This is a genomic window from Aquabacterium sp. (genome assembly GCF_036273115.1).
In the GTDB taxonomy this organism is placed as follows: domain Bacteria; phylum Pseudomonadota; class Gammaproteobacteria; order Burkholderiales; family Burkholderiaceae_C; genus Aquabacterium.
Map to the genome: position 1 here is coordinate 1 of NZ_DASUIN010000007.1, position 19,174 is coordinate 19,174.

15 protein-coding genes are annotated in these 19,174 nt (G+C 61.5%); 7 read left to right on the plus strand and 8 right to left on the minus strand.

Going from position 1 to position 19,174, the window contains the following annotated elements; genetic code table 11:
• The 7 genes from VFW72_RS03415 to flhC all read right to left on the minus strand — a co-directional run.
• Positions 1-240 (minus strand): response regulator (locus VFW72_RS03415; protein ID WP_329672866.1); only part of this gene is annotated, 240 nt, incomplete at its 3' end.
• A 12-nt stretch (positions 241-252) separates the two neighbouring features.
• Positions 253-1,407: a methyl-accepting chemotaxis protein gene (locus VFW72_RS03420; RefSeq protein WP_329672867.1), complete on the minus strand. Its 1,155-nt coding sequence runs from the start codon at positions 1,405-1,407 to the stop codon at positions 253-255.
• A 113-nt stretch (positions 1,408-1,520) separates the two neighbouring features.
• Positions 1,521-2,138 (minus strand): response regulator, encoded by a 618-nt coding sequence (locus VFW72_RS03425; RefSeq protein WP_329672868.1) that lies wholly within the window; start codon positions 2,136-2,138, stop codon positions 1,521-1,523.
• Positions 2,135-5,296 (minus strand): hybrid sensor histidine kinase/response regulator, encoded by a 3,162-nt coding sequence (locus VFW72_RS03430; protein WP_329672869.1) that lies wholly within the window; start codon positions 5,294-5,296, stop codon positions 2,135-2,137. The genes VFW72_RS03425 and VFW72_RS03430 overlap by 4 nt, the downstream gene beginning before the upstream one ends.
• A 5-nt stretch (positions 5,297-5,301) precedes the next feature.
• On the minus strand, positions 5,302-6,099 hold the full coding sequence (locus VFW72_RS03435; protein WP_329672870.1) for a substrate-binding periplasmic protein: 798 nt from the start codon (positions 6,097-6,099) through the stop codon (positions 5,302-5,304).
• Between the two features lie 7 nt (positions 6,100-6,106).
• Complete coding sequence (locus tag VFW72_RS03440; protein WP_329672871.1) at positions 6,107-6,901, minus strand: substrate-binding periplasmic protein; 795 nt, start codon at positions 6,899-6,901, stop codon at positions 6,107-6,109.
• A 197-nt stretch (positions 6,902-7,098) separates the two neighbouring features.
• Positions 7,099-7,635, minus strand: a complete 537-nt coding sequence (flhC, locus tag VFW72_RS03445) for a flagellar transcriptional regulator FlhC (RefSeq protein WP_329672872.1) — start codon at positions 7,633-7,635, stop codon at positions 7,099-7,101.
• 275 nt (positions 7,636-7,910) lie between these two features.
• Here flhC and VFW72_RS03450 point away from each other — a divergent pair, with 275 nt between their 5' ends.
• From VFW72_RS03450 to VFW72_RS03465, 4 genes are read left to right on the plus strand one after another with little or no spacing between them, the layout of a single operon-like run.
• Complete coding sequence (locus tag VFW72_RS03450) at positions 7,911-10,802, plus strand: response regulator (RefSeq protein ID WP_329672873.1); 2,892 nt, start codon at positions 7,911-7,913, stop codon at positions 10,800-10,802.
• A gap of 54 nt (positions 10,803-10,856) precedes the next feature.
• Positions 10,857-11,912, plus strand: a complete 1,056-nt coding sequence (locus tag VFW72_RS03455) for an HD domain-containing phosphohydrolase (protein WP_329672874.1) — start codon at positions 10,857-10,859, stop codon at positions 11,910-11,912.
• On the plus strand, positions 11,909-13,051 hold the full coding sequence (locus VFW72_RS03460) for an FIST signal transduction protein (protein ID WP_329672875.1): 1,143 nt from the start codon (positions 11,909-11,911) through the stop codon (positions 13,049-13,051). Before VFW72_RS03455 ends, VFW72_RS03460 begins: the two co-directional genes overlap by 4 nt.
• 12 nt (positions 13,052-13,063) lie before the next feature.
• Entirely contained in the window at positions 13,064-15,259 is a 2,196-nt protein-coding gene (locus VFW72_RS03465; RefSeq protein ID WP_329672876.1) for an ATP-binding protein, read from the plus strand.
• Here the strand turns inward: VFW72_RS03465 and flhD are convergent.
• Positions 15,244-15,567 (minus strand): flagellar transcriptional regulator FlhD, encoded by a 324-nt coding sequence (gene flhD, locus VFW72_RS03470; protein WP_329672877.1) that lies wholly within the window; start codon positions 15,565-15,567, stop codon positions 15,244-15,246. The two genes, VFW72_RS03465 and flhD, sit on opposite strands and share 16 nt — an antisense overlap.
• Before the next feature lie 282 nt (positions 15,568-15,849).
• Here flhD and ahpC point away from each other — a divergent pair, with 282 nt between their 5' ends.
• The 3 genes from ahpC to VFW72_RS03485 all read left to right on the plus strand — a co-directional run bounded on the left by ahpC (position 15,850) and on the right by VFW72_RS03485 (position 19,171).
• The gene (gene ahpC, locus VFW72_RS03475; RefSeq protein WP_329672878.1) at positions 15,850-16,425 is read left to right on the plus strand and encodes an alkyl hydroperoxide reductase subunit C; all 576 of its coding nucleotides are present in this window, start codon (positions 15,850-15,852) and stop codon (positions 16,423-16,425) included.
• A gap of 175 nt (positions 16,426-16,600) precedes the next feature.
• Entirely contained in the window at positions 16,601-18,172 is a 1,572-nt protein-coding gene (gene ahpF, locus VFW72_RS03480; RefSeq protein WP_329672879.1) for an alkyl hydroperoxide reductase subunit F, read from the plus strand.
• 114 nt (positions 18,173-18,286) lie between these two features.
• On the plus strand, positions 18,287-19,171 hold the full coding sequence (locus tag VFW72_RS03485; RefSeq protein ID WP_329672880.1) for a phosphate/phosphite/phosphonate ABC transporter substrate-binding protein: 885 nt from the start codon (positions 18,287-18,289) through the stop codon (positions 19,169-19,171).
• Positions 19,172-19,174 lie beyond the last annotated feature (3 nt).

A 19,174-nucleotide genomic window follows, 5' to 3' on the forward strand; every position in this document is an offset into this window, starting at 1 on the left:
GACCACCGGGGTGTACTTGTAGGCGGGGATCTGCTTCATGGCTTCGACAAAGCCGTAGCCATCGAGGTTGGGCATGTTCACATCGCTGATGACCAGGTGGTACTTGCGGCCGTCGAGTCGGCTCAGAGCCTGCTTGCCGTCCTCGGCTTCGACAACCTGGTAGCCCGCGCCTTCCAGGGCGATCTGCACCGCCTTGCGCAGCGACGACGAGTCATCAACGATCAGTATGGTTTTGGACATGGTTTGATGCTTTCAAAAGAACGTGGTGTCTTGGTCCGCAACGGCTTGTTGCTGGCCGAAGTGCATTGGCGGGATGGGCTGGCCGTCGTGGGCAGCTTGTTCTTCCGGCGTGGTGTAAGTGCTGCGCAAGGCTTCCAGCCATTGCGCTGCGGAAGTCGGGGCCCGCTCTGGGGGGATGGCGGCGAGCCAGGACCGCAGTCGAATGAGGTCTGCACTGGTGTGCTGCAGCATCTGACTGAATCGGTCCTGCGATTGAATGGCCACCAGGACGGCATCGATTTCTTGCCGAATCACCAGACTCTCGGATACCAGCGTCTGGCTTTGCTGCATGAGGTCGTTCGCGGTTCCGTGCATGCTTTGCACAACGGCTTCAATGGTTTGCTCGGCCTCGACCATCAAGGCCTTGTCGTGTTGCGCGTAGTTGGCAAACGCCTGTTCCGCCCGCTCCAGTGCCTGGCTGACTTTCTGAACCACTTCGGTGATGCGTGCGCCGGTTTGCTCAGACTCCGCCGAGAGATGCCGTACTTCCTTGGCCACCACCGCAAAGCCTCGGCCTGTGTCGCCGGCTCGGGCCGCCTCGATGGCGGCGTTGACGGACAGCAGGTTGGTCTGGCGTGCGATGGCGCCCACGCCGGACGCCATTTCTTGAAGTTGTCCCGCAAACTGGGAAATGCTGACCACCTCGCTGAACAGCTCCTGCCGCAAGCTCAAGGCGCGTTGCAAGTCGTTGAGCAGGTCTCGCAGCTTGCGCTGTGCCTGCTCCAAGGAATTCAGCAGGGCGGCGTCCGATGCCTGTGTATCGACATTGGATGGGCCCCGCAGTCGGCTACTCATTCCGGCAAAGCGGGAGACCATGGCGTCAATGGCTTGGTCCATGTGGCTTCGGGCCGTTTCGATCTGCCGCGCCCAGATCGGCAGAACCGCCTCGCAGATGGCTTCGGCGCCGTCGTGCTGTACCACTTGGGCTGGCGCGGCGCCAGTCAGGCGGCGCTGCCACCAAGCCAACCCTGCCACACAAGCGACAGCCAGGATGCCAATGCCGCTGTGCCAGTCAGGACGCAGGCGGGTGAGCTCGACGCTGATCAGGAGCACGCCGCCAGCGATGAGCCAGAGCCAAGTCGCTCGATGCTTCAGGGCTGGCTTCGATAGGGTTGGGGTCGCGTCCATGACGAATCTGCTCTCCTCTCAGGGTGTGAGAGCATCTTCGTCAAAATACACAATTTGTGAATGCCTGAAATGTGTGGAGAAATCCCGCTAGTTAGGCAAATTGAGCCCTCTGACTAAAGGGTTATTCGATCCAGCGCGTCGTGCAGCGCGGCTGTGAATTCATCTGGCTCCAACGGCTTTTGAAAAAACAGCACGCCGTCCGGGAGCTTGCCGTGGGAGGTCAGCTCGGTTGGCGAATTACTGGATACGGCGATGATCAGTCGGGGGCGAATGGCACAGCCGTTGAGCAAATGACGCAGCATCTCGAAACCGTTCATGTGCGGCATCACCACGTCAGTGATCAGGATGTCGGGTGCGCTACGACCCAATGCCACCAGGCCATGAAAGCCGTTGGTGGCCATCGCAATTTGCGAATGAGGCAGCGCATCTTCGATGATTTGAGCCAGGATATCTCGATCGTCAGGGTTGTCGTCCACGATCAAGACCGACCAGGTGGGGCCGCTAGACGTCTGTTGAACGGGCTGATCTGACGAGGGCTCCTGCCCCAAGGCGCCCCGTTCGTGCAGCCGAAACAGGACTTCGGCGCCCTCGGCCTCGATCCGGCGGTGGCCTCCGACGGTTTTCCAGGCTTTCAGTTGGCCAGAATCGACCCAGCGTTGCACGGTCTGAGTGGCCACGCCCAGGCGCTTGGCGACTTCGGATGTCGAATAAGAACGGACGGGCTCGGTCATGGTTGCTCAGCGAAATGGCGCTCCAAAGCTTCGAGCGTCGCGATCAATTGTTGATCAAAAGACTCGAGCATGACGGGCCAGTCAATGGAAGGCCCTTCAAGGAGAGTCAATTGCAAAGCCCGTGCGGCGGCTGACAGTGAATCGGCCCCAAGAACACCCGCAGTCGAGATTTGCTGGTGAGCGATCATGGCGGCGGCTTCGGTGTTGCCATGCTGCAAGGCCGCGCGAATGGCTTCGGCATCTTCCCTGCGGCTGGTGAGGAAGCGGGTGGCCAGTTTGCGATACAGGTGTGGTTTGCGCGCGCATCGCCGCAGGCCTTTTTCGAAATCAATGGCGACCTCGACGGGTTGGTCGCTGGGCTCCTGTGGGGGCGATGCTTGTCTTGCCTGTGCGGCCTCTGCTCTATCGGTCGCGGGCGACACCCCGATCCATTTCGCCAGCCTGTCGAACAAGGACTGGGGCTCGAAGGGCTTGGCCACGTAGTCGTTCATGCCCGCGCTCAGGCATCGGTGCTGATCTCGGGCCATGGCATGCGCTGTCATCGCGATGATGGGCAGATCTCGATGGGCCGGATTCAATCGGATCAGCTGGGTGGCTTGCAAGCCGTCCATCACTGGCATTTGCACGTCCATCAGCACCACATCGAACCGGTGGCGCTGGAGTGCCGCCAAGGCCTGCTGACCGTCTTCGGCGACGATCACATTCATGCCTGCGACCTCGCCGAGCAGGTCAGTGGCGACGATCTGGTTGATCGGGTTGTCTTCCACCAGCAAGACCGTACGCCCCTTGAGGGCAGGCGGTGCCGTGGGTTCGGCCGCAGGCTGGGCCGAGATCGCCTGCGTGGTCTGCCCGGCTCCGGCTGGTTGCGACGGCTGCAAGGCGTCGTGCAAAGTATTGGGCAAGATGGGGTAGTACAGCGTCAGCACCTGGGTTTCTTGCTGGGCTCGCAAGGCTGTGGCTTCATCTGCCAGAGGGGTCCCGATCAAAACACGTACCGGTGGATCGGCTTGGGCATGCCGGAAGCGGTGAACCCATTCAATGGGATCTCCTTCCGACGTGGCTGAGTCGAGCAACACAACGTCGAAGGGCTGTTGATGATGCTCTAGCCATTGCTGCGCCTCGTGGGGGGTTGCCACGGGGGTGGGGTTGTGGCCCAACAAGGTCAGTTGCCGGGCCAGCACCGCGCGGCTGGGTTCGTGTGGGTGCACCACGAGAACCGCCAACTTCTTGTCGGGTGACGTGGGGCATTCTTTTCCTGTAACCCCTGCGGCTTGACCGAGCTGGGCCCAACCGGAAAACGTGGTGCCGCGTCCGAGTTCGCTTTGTACGTGGATATCCCCCTGCATCAGGGCGAGCAGCTGTTTGCAGATGGCCAGGCCCAGTCCCGTCCCGCCATACAGCCGGGTGGTCGATGCATCGACCTGACTGAACGGCGCGAAGAGTTTGTGCATCTGGTCGGCGCTCATGCCGATGCCGCTGTCTTGCACCTCAAAATAGAGTTGCGTGTTGGAGGGCGAGACATCTGCCCCTTGCCACATGCGCAAAATCACCTCGCCCCGATGCGTGAACTTCACGGCGTTGTTGCACAGGTTGATCAGGACTTGCCCCAGGCGCACCGGATCGCCGCGCAAGGGGCGTGTCAACAAAGCGGGGTCGATTTCAACCAGGAAGTGGAGCCCTCGCTCCTGGGCTTTGAGCGCCACCACCGAAATCAATCGATCCAGCACATCCAGCAGGATGAAGTCGCGCGATTCGATGGCGAGTTTGCCGGCCTCCATCTTCGAAAAATCGAGGATGTCGTTGATGATCTCCAGCAGCGAGTCCGAAGCGGCGCGGACATTGTTCAAGTAGTTCTTCTGCTTGGGGCTCAGGTCGGTTCTCAGCGCCAGCGTGGTCAGCCCGACAATGGCATTCATCGGCGTGCGAATTTCGTGGCTCATGTTGGCCAGGAACTCGCTTTTCGCCCGGGTAGCTGACTCGGCCTGATCTCGAGCTTTTGCCAGTTCCTGGTTGGCCGTTTCCAACTGGGCTGTGCGTTCCCGCACCCGCTGTTCGAGTTCGGCGTTGAGCTGGCGGATCTGGTCTTCTGCGAGTCGGTGGTCTGTGATGTCGGTGTTGACGCCGACCACGCGAACGACCTTGCCACTTTCATCGCGCAAGCTCGCGCCCATTCCTTTGATGATGCGGATCTCGCCGTCCGGTCTCAGGATCGAGAACTCGGCGGACCAGTTCTTTCTGCCTTTCAAGACAGACTGAATTTCCTGCTCGATTCGTTCTCGTTCTTGGGGGAGCAGGGAGTCCAGCCACACATCATGGGAGCCCGAGTAGCACCCAGCCGGCCAGCCATAGTGCAGACGCAGCTGCTCGTCCCAGGCCAGCTTGTTGCTTTGCACATCCCACTCCCAGACGCCGATCTCGGCGGCGCGGGCGGCCAAGGTCAGACGCTCTTCACTGTCTCTCAAGGCTCGATAGCGTGCCGCGAGCATGTCAGTCATGCTGCGGATTGACTGATTGAGTGATGCGAATTCGCGTGTGAACCAGACCTGGGGCTCAGGGGTTTGAGGCTGGGTGTCATCCTTGACGCCTGCCGCGTATCGTTCGATCGCCCGAATGGGCTGAACGAGCAACCGCCATAGCAGCAGGCCCAGTGCCAGGACCAGCGCGATGTCGAGCCCCACGATCAAGGCGGCCAACTGGAGTCGGCGCTGATGCAGATCTTCCCGCATGAATTGAGGCGTCACGTACACCTGGACGTGACCGACTCGCTCTTGATCGTGGAGCACGTCTGCTTGCGCGCTCAGAAACTCGGTGCCCGACAGCTGCGGCGGATCTTGAGACAAGATCGCTTGCCAGTTGGCATCGCGGACCAGCACGTGATGCTTGTCTTGCGAGTGGGCCACGATGGCGTAGACCTCGCGATTGAGCATGCCGCTGCGCATGATGTCGACCACGTGGGTTTCGTCCAGATCCCACATGGGTAAGTTCAGTGCAGCGACTTGTTGCTGCAAGCTCGATTGAAGCGCCCGATGGAGCAAGGCTTCTCTGCTTTTGCGTTCGCCATTGTCAAAGGCAATCGCAAAGGCCGTGAGCAACAGGGTGGTGACGGCCAGCAGCGCGGCCAGCAGAAGGGTCACCGTGGAAGCGCGTTGACGCAGCATCTTGGTCAGTGCCTTTTGGCGCTGGCGCGCGCGAGGGATCGGGCTCGCCAGTCCTGTTCCAGTTGTTGCAAGCGCCCATCTTGGATGAGCTGGTTCAAGCCCTGATCGAAGGCATCTCGGGCGCGTGCGCCCATCGGGTGCTTCGGGCTGAAGGCGACGAATGCCGGCTGCTTGCCCAGCAGGCAGAGTTCCTTGACGGGTGCCGTCGTATGGGCCAGCATGCGAATGAACTCGATGCGCTTGACCTTATCCAGGGTGACGACGGTTGCATCAAGGCGGCCTGCCTCCAGTTTACGGAGATTGCTGATTTCAGAGTCCGTTTCTGATGGCCTGATGCCCGCTGCATTCAGCAGCTTATGCACCTCGCTGGTGTACTCATAGCCTCGGACGATGCCGATGCGTGTGCCGCTGGGCCATTGGCTCGGATCGCATCCCTTGAGATGGGGGCTGGTGGTCAGTAACACGTTGCGAGATTCATAGATGGGTTTGTTTGGAAAGAGCAGCTTGCCTTCCAGGTCGGGCGTTCTGCATGTGGAATAGCAGCCAGCCAACAGGCCATTCTGTGCCAATGCCTTGCATCGTGCGTATGGCAGGACTTTGAGCCGGACCTCCCAGCCAGAGTGCGCCAGTGCTGCTTTCACCACATCCGCGACGAAGCCGGAGCCATCTGCGTAAGCCAGCGGCGCTGCGTCGTCCTCGGCCCCGATTTCGATGACCTGTCGGGGCTGGGCTTGCGCGCACAGAGCCCATCCGACCATCCAGCCGATGGCCCAGTGCCGCAAAAGGAAAGGACGATGTTGCATTCGTGTTTCAGTGCGGTTTGGCACTTGTCCCTGCGAGGGCGCGCTTGTGCCAAGTGTCCTGGAGTCGCGCAAGTGCGCCGCTCTCGTCGAGACGGCGCATGCCTGCGTCGAAGACGGTCTGAGCCTTCGGGCCTTGCGGATGAAGTTTGCTGAACATCACATACGCGGGCTGTGAGCCGAAATCGCATACTGTCTTGAGTGGTTCCGACGTATGCGCAAGTGCCTGAAGGAACTCGAGACGTTTGACCTGGTCGAGTGTGATCACTGCGGCATCAATGCGCTTGGCTTCCAGCTTGCGAAGGTTGCTGATTTCCGAGTCGACCTCGTGGCGGATCAAATTTCTGCTGGCAAGCAAGGACTCGAGTTGGGGTGTGTATTCGTAGGCTCGCACGGTGCCCACGCGAGGGGGGCTGGGCCACCGCGCGCTGTCGCAGCCCTTCCATGGGCTATCCGCTAGGGCGAGCAAGACATTCTGAGCCTGAAAAACTGGATGCTGTGGATACACCAGTTTGTCTTTGTATTCGGTGAGTTTGCTGGCAGAAAAACAGCCGGCCAGCAAGCCGCGGAGGGTCAGTGTCTTGCAGCGCGCATAGGGCATCACTTTGAGTTGAACATCCCATCCCATGGCGCTGAATGCTTGACGCACCAGATCATTCACATATCCGCTGCCGTCGGCGTAGGACCAGGGTGCTGCGTCGTCTTCTGCCCCCAGGGTGATGACCTCGCGCGGTTGTGCCGCTGCAATCGGCATCAGCAGCCCTGTCACCGTCAGGTAAAGCAAGAGTTTGGCGAGGGTTGCCATGGCTTGGGTCAAGGATTGTGAAATATGGCGCGCGAAGACAGACCCTACTGATCGAATGTCGGCGTTGTCAAGGCTGGCGATTGGTGGTGTTGCAAAAAAAAGGCCTCAGATCCAGGGATCCGAGGCCCGAAAGACATGCAATCTACGGAGCAATCAACAATCGAGAGAGAGAAGAGAGAGCAAAACCGGGAGACGCTTCAGTGCATCTGGATGGCGCCCGAGGCCTTGCCTTTGCCGGCGCGTGCAGGGGGGTTGCACAGGCCACACACGTAGTGGCGGGAAATTTCGTGGGGGTGGCTGACGAAGTGACCGCCGCACTTGGAGCACTTGGTCATGGTCAGCATGCCGTTGTCGATGAACTTGACCAGGCGCCAGGCGCGGGTCACCGACAGCAGGGCTTCGAGGCCTTGGTTCTGGGTTTGTTCCAGGTACAGCTGGTAGGCCTTGATCACGGTCTGGATCTCATCCATTTCGGCGGCCTTGTTCAGGTACTCATGGATGTTGAGGAACAGCGAGGCGTGGATGTTGGGCTGCCAGGTCATGAACCAGTCGGTCGAGAAAGGCAGTTGGCCCTTCGAAGGCGACTTGCCCGACACTTCCTTGTACAGGCGCAGCAGACGCTCATACGACAAGTCGGTTTCCGATTCCAGCACTTGCAGGCGGGCACCCAGGTTGATCAGGGTGACAGCGGTTTCGATTTGCTTGGCTTCGGTCAACAGGCTCTTGGCTCGCATGGGGGTCTCCTCGTTTCAGATTTCAGATCGCGGTTGCGTCGTCGATGGATTCATTGTGCAAAAGCCTGCCAATTTCCTTGATAGGAGAGCGTCTGTAAGACAGGTCGGCTTCCTGCTACACGGTTTGTAGGAAGTTGCCTGACAAAAGGCCATAAAAAGCGGGTAAACACTGGCTAAACAATTGGGCGGTCTCCACCCTAATAATGGGCTCATAGATCAAAAACACCGTTGGGGCACAGGGAAGTGGCATGCCCCGGCATCACTCTGGAGGGGGCATGTCAACCGGCCTCGATGCACACGTTGAACAGGTCAAACGGGTCAGCCTGGCGGTGACCGTGGCGGCTGCGCTGGGCATGGTGGCCCTGCGCTACCAGCCACCCACCATCCAGTGGACCTTTTTTCAGACCAGCATGTTGTCGGTCCACCTGCTGCTGGAGCTGGTGTCGATCATCGTGTCGATGTTGATTGTGGCGGTGGGCTGGCATGCCCTGCGCGAGCGCGAGGACGCTGCCAGTCGCGTGCTGGTGGGCGGCTTTTTTGTGGTGGGAGTGTGCGATCTGGTGCACGCCCTGACCTACGCCGGCATGCCGCATTTGATGGGCGAAGCCAGCACCCCGCGGGCCATCTTCTTCTGGTTGATGGGGCGCACGGCGGAGTTGCTCACCTTGGGGTTGGTGGCCCTGATGGCTCAGTTTCATCTCTCGAGGCGGCTGGCGCTGAGCCTCGGGGGGCTGGTGGCCCTGGGGGCCATCTGGTGGGGGTCGTACCGCATCGACGCGTTTCCGACCACGTTTGTGCCGGGCCAGGGGGTGACCGCCTTCAAGGCGAACTACGAGTATGTGCTGTGTGTGGGTAACTGGGCGGTGTCCGCCCTGCTGCTTCAGCGGGCGCGCCAGGGCCATGGGGCGAACTACTACCTGCTGGCGGCCTCGGCCTTTGTGATGGGCACGGGCGAGTTGGCTTTCACCAGCTATGTCAGCCCCTCCGATTTCCAGAACATTTTTGGCCACATGTACAAGGTGGTGGCTTATGCGCTGCTGTATTGGGCCACCTTCCTGACCAGCATTCGCGCGCCCTATCTGGCGCTGCATGCCACGCAGGCGAAGTTGCAACAGGCCGTCGAAGACGGACGTCGCGCGGAAGACGCGGTGCGAAGCCTCAATGCCGAGCTGGAAGACCGGGTGCATGAACGCACTGCGCAACTCGAACAGGCCAATCACGATCTGGCTCAGGCCAGGGATCAGGCTGAATCGGCCACGCAGGCCAAGAGCGAGTTCCTGGCCAACATGAGCCACGAGATTCGCACGCCCATGAACGCCATTCTGGGCTTGACGGGCCTGGCCTTGCGAACCGAACTCGACCCCAAGCAGCGAGACTACCTCAGCAAGGCGCAGATGGCGGCCGATACGCTCCTGCAGCTGATTGACCAGATTCTGGATTTCTCCAAGATCGAAGCCGGCAAACTGGAGCTGGAGCGCTTGCCCTTCCGTCTGGAAGATGTGCTCGACAAACTGACTGTCATCGTGGGTTACCGGGCGCAGCAAAAGGGGCTGGAGTTGCTGATCGGCACGGCGCCGAGCGTGCCGCAGACCCTGGTGGGTGATGCCCAGCGCCTGACCCAGGTGCTCATCAACCTGTGCAACAACGCGGTCAAGTTCACCGAGTTGGGCGAGGTGGTGGTGTCGGTGTCACTGGTGTCGCGCACCCCGCGCAGCTGCAGCCTGCGCATTGCGGTGAAAGACACCGGCATTGGCATGACCGCTGAGGAGATGGGGCGGCTGTTCCAGCCCTTTACCCAGGCAGATGAGTCGACCGCGCGTCGCTATGGGGGCAGCGGCCTGGGGCTAGCCATCAGCAAGGAGCTGGTGGAGCTGATGGGCGGCCAGATCGGGGTCAGCAGCGCCCCGGGGCGAGGCAGCGAGTTCTATTTCACCGCCACCTTTGAGGTGCCTGAGTCGGCTTCGGCTGGGCAGGGTCTGCCCGTGCCGGCACTCAGCGGCTGTCGCGTTCTGGTCATGGACGACAGCGCCAGCGCGCGCGACATCATGGGCGTGTTGCTTCAGAGCCTGGGCTGTCACGTGACCCTGACCGAGTCGGCGCAGGCCGGTTGGCGGGAGTTGCAGCAGGCCGATACGGCCACCCCCTTTGATCTGGTTCTGGTCGACTGGCGCATGCCTGGCGCCGACGGGTTTGAGGCGGCGCGCCGCATTCTCTCGAGTGCCGACCTGAGGCACCGTCCCAAGGTCATCATCGTCACCGCCTATGGCGATGAGGGGGTGTGTCAGCGCGCCATGGAGGAAGGCTTGCACGGTTGCCTGACCAAGCCGGTGAGCCTGTCGACTCTGCAGCGGGTGCTGGCCTCGACCTTGGAGCAGCGGATGAGTTCGGCCCCGGTTGTGGCGGCTTTTGATCAGCCGCGAGCCGAGCCCGAGTGGCAGGCTTTGCGCGGGCACGAGGTCTTGCTGGTGGAAGACAACGAGTTCAACCAGCTCGTGGCCAGCGAGTTGCTGCGCGATGTGGCTGGCATGACAGTGCGGGTGGCCTCGAATGGGCGCCAGGCCCTGGCCCATCTGCACGAATCACGCCCCGATGTCATCCTGATGGACGTGCAGATGCCGGAAATGGACGGGTACGAAGTGACACGTCTGATTCGCGCTGAGCGGGCCTGGTCAGAGATCCCGATTGTGGCCATGACCGCCCATGCCCTGGCGCGTGACCGCGAGCGCTGCCTGCAAGCGGGCATGAATGACCACGTGACCAAGCCTTTCGACCCCAAGGAGCTGTTTCGGGTGCTGTTGAAGTGGCTGGGTCAGCCGCAACGTGTGGGCGAATCTGAAAAAGTCTCGGTGGCCAGTGGTCTGGCGCACTGCATGGGCAACGAAGTGCTCTATCAGAAGCTGGTGCGACGCTACATCGAAGAGGGCGCGCGCGCCCATGAGCACATCGAGGCCTTGCTTGAGGTGGGCCAGCTTCAGCAGGCTTCCGACGTGGCGCACTCTCTGGTGTCGTCGGCTGGCACCGTGGGCGCACGGGCTTTGTCGGATGTGGCACGCCGCCTGCAGCAGGCGCTGGACCAGCGCACCATGGACCAGATTCCCTCCCTGCTCGAGGCGCTCAAGCGTGAGGAGGCCCTCGCTGACGAGGCCTTGTCGCGCTATTTAAGTTGAGGCGGCCGCTGGCCGATAACGCGAAATCCCCCTCCAGTCTCTTTCGGAGCGTGCATGCAGATCGCCATCGTGGATGACAACCCCGTCAACGTCACCCTGTTGAAGGTGTTGGCGCGGCAATTGCCCGACACGGAAACGGTCGAATTTCTCGATTCGCGCGAGGGCCTGGCCTGGTGTCTGGCGAATGACCCCGATCTGCTGATCGTGGATTACATGATGCCGGAGCTGGATGGCATGGCCTTCATCGAGGCCTTTCGGGCGGCGCCTGGCAAAAGCCTGACGCCGATTCTGATGATCACGGCCAGCAGCGACACCGATGTCAAGTTCATGGCCCTGGAAAAGGGCGCCAACGACTTGCTGACCAAGCCGGTCGATCGGGCCGAATTTCTGGCCCGCACGCGCAATATGCTGGTGTTGCGTGGGCATCAGAAAGCCTTGTCAGATCGCGCCAGCTGGTTGGCTCAGGAGGTGGCCAAGGCCACTGCAGCCATCGTGGCCCGTGAGCGCGAAACGGTGCTGAAGCTGGCCCGTGCAGCTGAATACCGCGACCCGGAGACCGGGGCTCACCTTTTGCGCATGGCGCACTACTCGCAACTCATCGCGCGGGAATTGGGCTGGTCGCAAGCGGAGCAGGATCTGATCCTCGATGCCGCCCCCATGCACGACATTGGCAAGGTCGGCACGCCCGATCACATCTTGCTCAAGCCGGGGCGGCTCGATCCCGAGGAAATGACCATCATGCGGGAACACGCCGCCATCGGGTTCGAGATTCTCGATGGCAGCGCCTCGCCGTTTTTGCAGATGGCTGCGGTCATTGCCCTGACTCACCACGAAAAGTTCGATGGGTCGGGCTATCCCAAGGGGTTGGTGGGCGAAGCCATTCCGCTGGTGGGCCGCATTGTGGCGGTGGCCGATGTGTTTGACGCTTTGACTTCGGCGCGCCCTTACAAGCCGGCCTGGGAGGTCGACCGCGCCGTGGCCTTTCTGAAGGAAAACAGCGGCAGCCACTTCGACCCGGTGTGCGTGAGCGTGTTTCTGGATCACCTCGATGAAGTGCTGCGCATCAAGGCACGGTTTTGTGACGACAGCGAGACCGGAGCAGCAGCATGAAATTGGCACAAGGAGGGTGGCCGTCTTTGCCTTCGGCACAAGACGCTGCCGAGCTGATGGCCATTCGGCCTCAATTGGCTTGGGTGTTTGCGGATGCCGCACACCTTGCGCAAGCCGATGCGCTGCCTCGCTTGCAGGCCGCCCTGCCCGGTGTGACCCTGGTCGGGTGCAGCACCGCTGGTGAAATTTCCCGCGAGGGGGTCAGCAATGGCGGGGTGGTGATCACGGCGGTGCATTTCGAGCACCCGGGCTTTCGTGTGGTGACCACCGAGCTCAATGGGATGGCCGATTCTGCTGCCGCAGGACAGCGATTGGGCGAGGCTCTGGCCGGCAGCCCGGTGCATGCGGTGTTGGTGTTGGGTCAGGGCGTCGACATCAACGGCAGTGCCCTGATCGAGGGGCTGGAAGGCAATCTGCCTGGCCATGTGGCGGTTTCAGGTGGCCTTGCGGGTGACGGTGGCGCATTTCGTCAGACCTGGACGGTGTCCAGCCAGGCCGTGTCGCCGCGCCAGATTGTGGCTTTGGGCTTGACCGACCCGCACATTGAACTGCGCCACGGCACCTTTCATGGATGGCAACCTTTTGGGGTGATGCGCCGCGTGACCCGTGCGCAAGGCAATGTGCTGTACGAGCTCGACGGCGAGCCGGCGCTGGATGTGTACAAGCGCTATCTGGGCGAATATGCCCGCGATCTGCCGGGCTCGGGCTTGCTGTTTCCGTTTGAGATGCTGGGCGAAGACTGCACCGATCTGGGCTTGATTCGAACCATTCTGGGCGTTGACGAAACCCAGGGCAGTCTGATTCTGGCTGGCGATATCGTGGCCAACGGCTATTTGCGCCTGATGCATGCGACGCGGTCGTCTCTCGTCGATGGTGCCGAGGTGGCGGCCGAGCAGGTCGTGGCGCATGGGGTGTCGAACCAGCCCGGCTTGAGCCTGTTGATCAGTTGCGTGGGGCGCAAGCTCGTGCTGGGCTCGCAAGTCGATGAAGAAGTGGAAGCCGTGGCCGATGTGCTGGGCCGCCAGGCCTGGGTGGCGGGCTTCTATTCGTACGGCGAGATCAGCCCGATTCTGTCCGGTCAGGACTGTCGCCTGCACAACCAGACCATGACCATCACCCACATCACTGAACGGGCTTGAGGCAGCAGTACGATGTTTGAACACAGAGCCTTGTCGCGGCAACTCAAGCGGGGTCTGGGCCTGGAGGGCGAGGCCGATTGGCAGACCCTGCAGGCGCAGTTGCGCGCCGCAGCTGAAACCCACCCGGCCTTGGCCTCACTGGCTGAACGGCTGCCTGCCTTTGTCGGCATGGTGGCCCAAAGTTACCAGGAATACGAACGCGATCTGAACCTGCGTGCCCGCTCCTTGGAGCTGTCGTCGCAGGAGCTGATGGCCGCCAATGACAAATTGCGCGACCAGGCTCAGCAAGCCCTGGTCGAGAGCGAGAACAAGTACCTGCGCCTGATTGCCAATCTGCCGGGCTGCGTCTATCGGCTCCTGCCCGACGAGCACAACACGGTGGTCTTTCTGTCGGAAGGCATTGAGGGTCTGACCGGCTACAAGCCCGAACTCTTCCTGTCGGGCTCCTTGCGGCTGTCGGATGTGGTGGTGCCCGAGGACTGGATCGAGCTGGAAAACCGGGTGCGGCAGTCTTTGGTCGATCGTCGTTCTTACGAGTTGCATTACCGTATCCGGCATGCCGATGGGCACATCGTCTGGGCGCATGGTCGCGGCCAGGGCATCTGGGACGAATCCGGGCGCCTGCAGTACTTTGACGGCCTCATTCTGGACAACACCGAGGCCAACCTGCTGACCGAGCAATTGCGCACGGCCAAGGAGCACGCCGAGCGAGCCAGCCGGACCAAGTCGGAGTTCCTGGCCAACATGAGCCATGAGATCCGCACGCCGATGAACGGCATCATCGGCATGACCGAACTGGCGCTGGCCACCAACCTGACGGCGGCCCAGCGTGAATACCTTGAGTTGGTGAAAACGTCGGCCGATTCCTTGCTGGTCATCGTCAATGACATCCTCGATGTGTCGAAGATGGAGGCGGGCAAGCTGGTCATGAACGAGGAACCGATTTCGCTCAAGCGTGAAATCGACAGCGCGGTTCAGACCTTAGCCCTGAGAGCTCGGGAAAAGGGCTTGACTTTGACCGTCGAGGTGGACGCCGATGTGCCGCATGCTGTGGTGGCCGACCCCATCCGTCTGCGTCAGATCGTCATCAATCTGGTGGGCAATGCCGTCAAGTTCACCGAGCGCGGCGAGGTGGCTGTCCATTTGCAACGCGTCGCCCAGACGGGTGGGCGCGACACACTGAGGCTGTCGGTGCGCGACACCGGCATTGGCATCTCGCCTGAACAGCAGCATCAGATTTTCGAGGCCTTCACGCAGGCCGACACCAGCACCACCCGCCGATTTGGCGGCACCGGGCTGGGCCTGACCATCTGCGCCGGACTGGCTCGCATGATGGGCGGGCGCATCTGGGTTGACAGTGTTCTGGGCCAGGGCAGCACCTTCCACGTCGAGTTCGATGTCAGCGCCACGGACTCGGTTCAAGTACAAGAACCGGTGGGGGCGCTCAAAGGGCTCGGTGCTTCGGCTGGCTCATCGACGCCACGTTGGCGTGTGCTGCTGGCGGAAGACAATCTGGTCAATCAGAAGCTGGCGGTCAGTCTGCTGGGTCATCTGGGGCACGAGGTCGACGTGGTTGCCGACGGACAGGCTGCTGTCGCGCAGGCCTTGTCGGGGCGTTACGACCTGATCCTGATGGACATGCAGATGCCGCATATGAGCGGCATTGACGCCACGCGAGCCATTCGGCAACTGGAAAAAGGCCAAGGGCGGCGCTTGCCGATCATTGCCATGACGGCCAACGCGATGGCGGGAGACCGCGAACGTTGTCTGCAGGCGGGCATGGATGGTTACATCAGCAAGCCGATTCTGGTTGACCAGATGCTGGCTGAAATTGAGCGGGTGCTGACCGCGGCCGCGCGAGAGGCGCAAACGCTACCGGATTTCGATCGGTCAGAGGCGCTGGAGCGCTGCGGCGGCGATGCCGGGCTGTTGGCGGAATTATCGAAAGTGTTTCTGGCCGATTGCCCGCAGCGGATTGCGGAGCTGGAAAAGGCCTTGCAGGCACGCGATGGTCGTCAGTTGGTGGCGGTGGCGCATCACATCAGCGGGTCGACGGGCAGTCTGTCGGCGAAAGCGGCGCACCAGATCAGCCGGGAGCTGGCGGAGGCTGGCAAGACGGCGCAGTGGGATCGCGCCGTCTCCCTGTTCGACAGTTTGCGTCAACGCATCGGGCTGCTGGAGGGGCAGTTGCGTCAGGCGGCTTCTTGATGGCGACCGGCCATCAGGATGTTGGCGTGCAACTGGCCGATGCCGCCGGTCACACCACCCTTGCCGTGGTTGGTCAGCAGGGTCCAGACCAGGTCGTCGTCCACACGCATGCGGCACACCAGGGTGTTGGTCGAAGCAATCTTCAGAACCTGGGCCGGGGTCAGGGCAGCCAGACGATCGGCGGCTTCTTCGGAGATACCCAGGCGGAACAGGGCCTGTTCACGGTCCTGGCGGATCAGGGTCTGAGCCAGCATCAGGTACGACAGGTTGGTTTCGCGGATTTCGGCGAGGATTTGGTCGGCGTTCATCTGGTTTCTCCTTTGATCTGCGCGTTTGCGTTGTCGATGGAGTCATTGTGCAAAGACCTGCCAATTTCCTTGATAGGACGCACGCTGTAAGACGCGTCAGCCGGCGGATGGCCAATTTGTAGGGATTTGTCTGACACGGCAAGGCGGTGGCGTCATTTCATATCGTGTGAGAAATAGCCTTATCCAATTGCATAGATTGGATCAATCAATCCTGTTTATGGTCTGGCTGGCCTAAGATTCATCCTGTTTTCAACGCAAACCGCAACCCAACTGGAGCGAGATATGTCCCTGATCAACACCCAAGTTCAACCGTTCAAGACCGACGCCTTCGTGAACCGTGGCGGCAAGGGCGAATTCATCACCGTGACCGAAGAAAGCCTGAAGGGCAAGTGGTCCGTGCTGATCTTCATGCCAGCTGCTTTCACTTTCAACTGCCCTACCGAAATCGAAGACGCGGCCAACAGCTACGCTGAGTTCCAGAAGGCTGGCGCCGAGGTCTACATCGTGACCACCGACACCCACTTCTCGCACAAGGTGTGGCACGAAACCTCCGCCGCTGTGGGCAAGGCCAAGTTCCCCCTGATCGGTGACCCCACCCACAAGCTGACCCGCGCTTTCGACGTGCACATTGAAGAAGAAGGTCTGGCTCTGCGTGGCACCTTCATCATCAATCCCGAAGGCGTCATCAAGACCGCTGAAATCCACAGCAACGAAATCGCCCGTGACGTGTCGGAAACCCTGCGCAAGCTGAAGGCTGCCCAGTTCACCGCCGCCAACCCTGGCCAAGTCTGCCCCGCCAAGTGGAAGGAAGGCGCTGCTGCCCTGACTCCTTCGCTGGACCTGGTCGGCAAGATCTAAGTCCCAACCCGTTTGACCTGTGTTGAGGACGTCCCTCACCACATTGTTGAATTGCTCTACCGGGCAGGCCCACAAGGCCTGCCGGTGGATGACCCTGGCCGCCTCATCGCGATGACACCAAGAGGAGGCCGGTTCTCGAAGTCACTCATTTCTCAGTAAAAAAAGGATGCCCATCATGCTGGACGATACCCTCAAGGCTCAACTTGGCGCTTACCTGGAGCGCGTGCAACAACCCTTTGAGATCGTGGCATCGCTGAGTGACTCCGAGAACTCTCGCGACATGCTCGAGCTGCTGCAGACCATTCAAGGTCTGCGCGCTGACAAGATCACCCTGAAGACCGACGGCAGCGACGCCCGCAAGCCCTCGTTCACCTTGCGCCGCGAAGGCAGCGACACCGCCTTGCGCTTCGCCGGCCTGCCCCTGGGCCACGAGTTCACCTCGCTGGTGCTGGCCCTGCTGTGGACCGGTGGCCACCCGCCCAAGGTCGAGCCCGATGTGATCGACAACATTCAGGCGCTGGACGGCGATTTCAACTTCGAGGTCTACATGTCCTTGAGCTGCCACAACTGCCCCGACGTGGTGCAGGCGCTGTCGCTCATGGCCATCCTCAACCCCAAGATCAAGACCACGGTCATCGAAGGTGGGGCCTTCCAGGACGAGGTCACCCAGCGCGAAATCATGGCGGTGCCCATGGTGTTCCTCAACGGCCAGGTCTTCGCCTCCGGCAAGATGACGGTCGAAGAGATCGTGGCCAAGCTCGACACCAACTCGGCGGCCAAGGAGGCGGCCAAGATCGATGCCAAGGCCCCTTACGACGTGCTGATCGTGGGCGGTGGCCCCGCAGGTGCGGCTGCGGGCGTGTATGCCGCACGCAAGGGCATCCGCACCGGCATTGCGGCCGAGCGCTTTGGTGGTCAGGTCAACGACACCCTGGCCATTGAAAACTACATCTCGGTGCTGGAAACCGATGGCCCCAAGCTGGCCATGGCGCTGGAAGCCCATGCCAAGGCCTACGACGTCGACATCATGAACCTGCAACGCGCCGAGCAGCTGATCCCGGCGTCTGAGCCCGGCGGCTTCATTCAGGTGAAGATGAGCAATGGCGGCACGCTCAAGGCCAAGACGGTGATCTTGTCGACCGGCGCGCGCTGGCGCAATGTGAATGTGCCGGGCGAAGCCGAGTACCGCAACAAGGGTGTGGCCTACTGCCCGCACTGCGACGGCCCGCTGTTCAAGGGCAAGCGCACCGCGGTGATCGGGGGGGGGAACTCGGGCGTGGAAGCCGCGATTGACCTGGCCGGCATCGTGCAACACGTGACCTTGATCGAGTTTGCCGACCAACTCAAGGCCGATGCTGTGCTGGTCAACAAGCTCAAGAGCCTGCCCAATGTGACCATTCACACCAATGCGCAGACCACCGAGATCACGGGTGCCGAAGGCAAGGTCAATGGCCTGAAGTACAAGGACCGCGCGACCGGCGAAGAGCACCTGGTGCCGCTGGAAGGCGTGTTCGTGCAGATTGGCCTGGTGCCCAACACCGAGTTCCTGCGTGGCACGGTGGAACTGAGCAAGTTCGGCGAAATCATCATCGATGCCAAGGGCCACACCAATGTGCCGGGCGTGTTCGCCGCGGGCGACTGCACCACCGTGCCCTACAAGCAGATCGTGATTGCTGCTGGGGCGGGTGCCACCGCTGCGCTGAGCGCGTTCGATCACCTGATCCGTAGCAGCGCACCCTCGGCTTGAGCGTCGTTGTCAGGTTTGTCGCATTCGCGAGTCAGGCGAGCAGTCTTTCCTTGTCCGCTTGCCTGAGCCTGTCCACAATCAGACCTCGTCGTCAGCAAGAGGAGGTCGGCTGTGATGGATCATCCGTTGAATGGGCGCCGAGAGGTGAGCCAGGATAGACGTCGGACCGTTGCTGGGGCCTGGGGCTGGGTGACAGGCTGTTTGCTGGGGTGGGCCAGCCTTGCCCAGGCCCAAGTCCAACCCGACCGCCCCCCTCTGGTGGTCGAGGTCGTACCGCAATTTCAGCCTGTCGAGATCAACCGAAGCTGGGCGCCGTTGCTGGCCCGACTGGAAAAGGAAACCGGTCTGGCCTTCACATTGAAGCTGGCCAAGGACATTCCCGCTTTTGAAGACGACGTGATGGCTGGGGTGCCCGATCTGGTCTACCAGAACCCCTATCACCAGGTCATGGCGCGGCGAGCGCAGGGCTATCTTCCATTGGTGCGAGACGCCAAGCTGCTCACTGGCATCGTGGTGGTTCGCCACAACGACCCGGTCGGCAGCACGAAGGCGCTGGCCGGGCAGACGATTGCCTATCCGGCGCCCAATGCCTTTGGTGCGTCGCTGCTGGTGCGTTCGCACCTGGCCGAGGTGGATCGAATCGAGACCCAGCCTTTCTACGCCAAGACCCATACGAATGCCTATCGGCAGGTGCTCACCGGGCGCGCGGCGGCCGCAGGCGGGGTGCGTGCCACGCTCGACAAGGAACCCGAGGAGGTGCGAGCCGGTTTGCGTGTGCTGTGGGAAACGCCGGGGGCGGCCCCTCACCCGATCAGTGCGCACCCCCGTGTCTCGCCCCAAAACCGGGAGGCCGTGACCGCTGCCTTGTTGCGGCTGGCACAAGACCCTGCCGGTCAGGCGCTGCTCAAGGAGGTCTTGATGCCTCAGCCGGTCCGGGCCGACTACGCTCGCGACTACCAGCCGCTGGAAAAGCTTCGCCTGGAGCGCTATGTCGAATGAGTT

Excerpts from the sequence above, each read along its gene's own strand:
- flhD (WP_329672877.1), bottom strand. The coding sequence starts at position 15,567 with ATGAACGCCGACCAAATCCTCGCCGAAATCCGCGAAACCAACCTGTCG.
- VFW72_RS03420 (WP_329672867.1), bottom strand. The coding sequence starts at position 1,407 with ATGGACGCGACCCCAACCCTATCGAAGCCAGCCCTGAAGCATCGAGCG.
- VFW72_RS03455 (WP_329672874.1), top strand. The coding sequence starts at position 10,857 with ATGCAGATCGCCATCGTGGATGACAACCCCGTCAACGTCACCCTGTTG.
- VFW72_RS03435 (WP_329672870.1), bottom strand. The coding sequence starts at position 6,099 with ATGCAACATCGTCCTTTCCTTTTGCGGCACTGGGCCATCGGCTGGATG.
- VFW72_RS03430 (WP_329672869.1), bottom strand. The coding sequence starts at position 5,296 with ATGCTGCGTCAACGCGCTTCCACGGTGACCCTTCTGCTGGCCGCGCTG.
- VFW72_RS03465 (WP_329672876.1), top strand. The coding sequence starts at position 13,064 with ATGTTTGAACACAGAGCCTTGTCGCGGCAACTCAAGCGGGGTCTGGGC.
- flhC (WP_329672872.1), bottom strand. The coding sequence starts at position 7,635 with ATGCGAGCCAAGAGCCTGTTGACCGAAGCCAAGCAAATCGAAACCGCT.
- VFW72_RS03450 (WP_329672873.1), top strand. The coding sequence starts at position 7,911 with ATGTCAACCGGCCTCGATGCACACGTTGAACAGGTCAAACGGGTCAGC.
- VFW72_RS03485 (WP_329672880.1), top strand. The coding sequence starts at position 18,287 with ATGGATCATCCGTTGAATGGGCGCCGAGAGGTGAGCCAGGATAGACGT.
- VFW72_RS03460 (WP_329672875.1), top strand. The coding sequence starts at position 11,909 with ATGAAATTGGCACAAGGAGGGTGGCCGTCTTTGCCTTCGGCACAAGAC.
- ahpF (WP_329672879.1), top strand. The coding sequence starts at position 16,601 with ATGCTGGACGATACCCTCAAGGCTCAACTTGGCGCTTACCTGGAGCGC.
- VFW72_RS03440 (WP_329672871.1), bottom strand. The coding sequence starts at position 6,901 with ATGGCAACCCTCGCCAAACTCTTGCTTTACCTGACGGTGACAGGGCTG.
- VFW72_RS03425 (WP_329672868.1), bottom strand. The coding sequence starts at position 2,138 with ATGACCGAGCCCGTCCGTTCTTATTCGACATCCGAAGTCGCCAAGCGC.
- ahpC (WP_329672878.1), top strand. The coding sequence starts at position 15,850 with ATGTCCCTGATCAACACCCAAGTTCAACCGTTCAAGACCGACGCCTTC.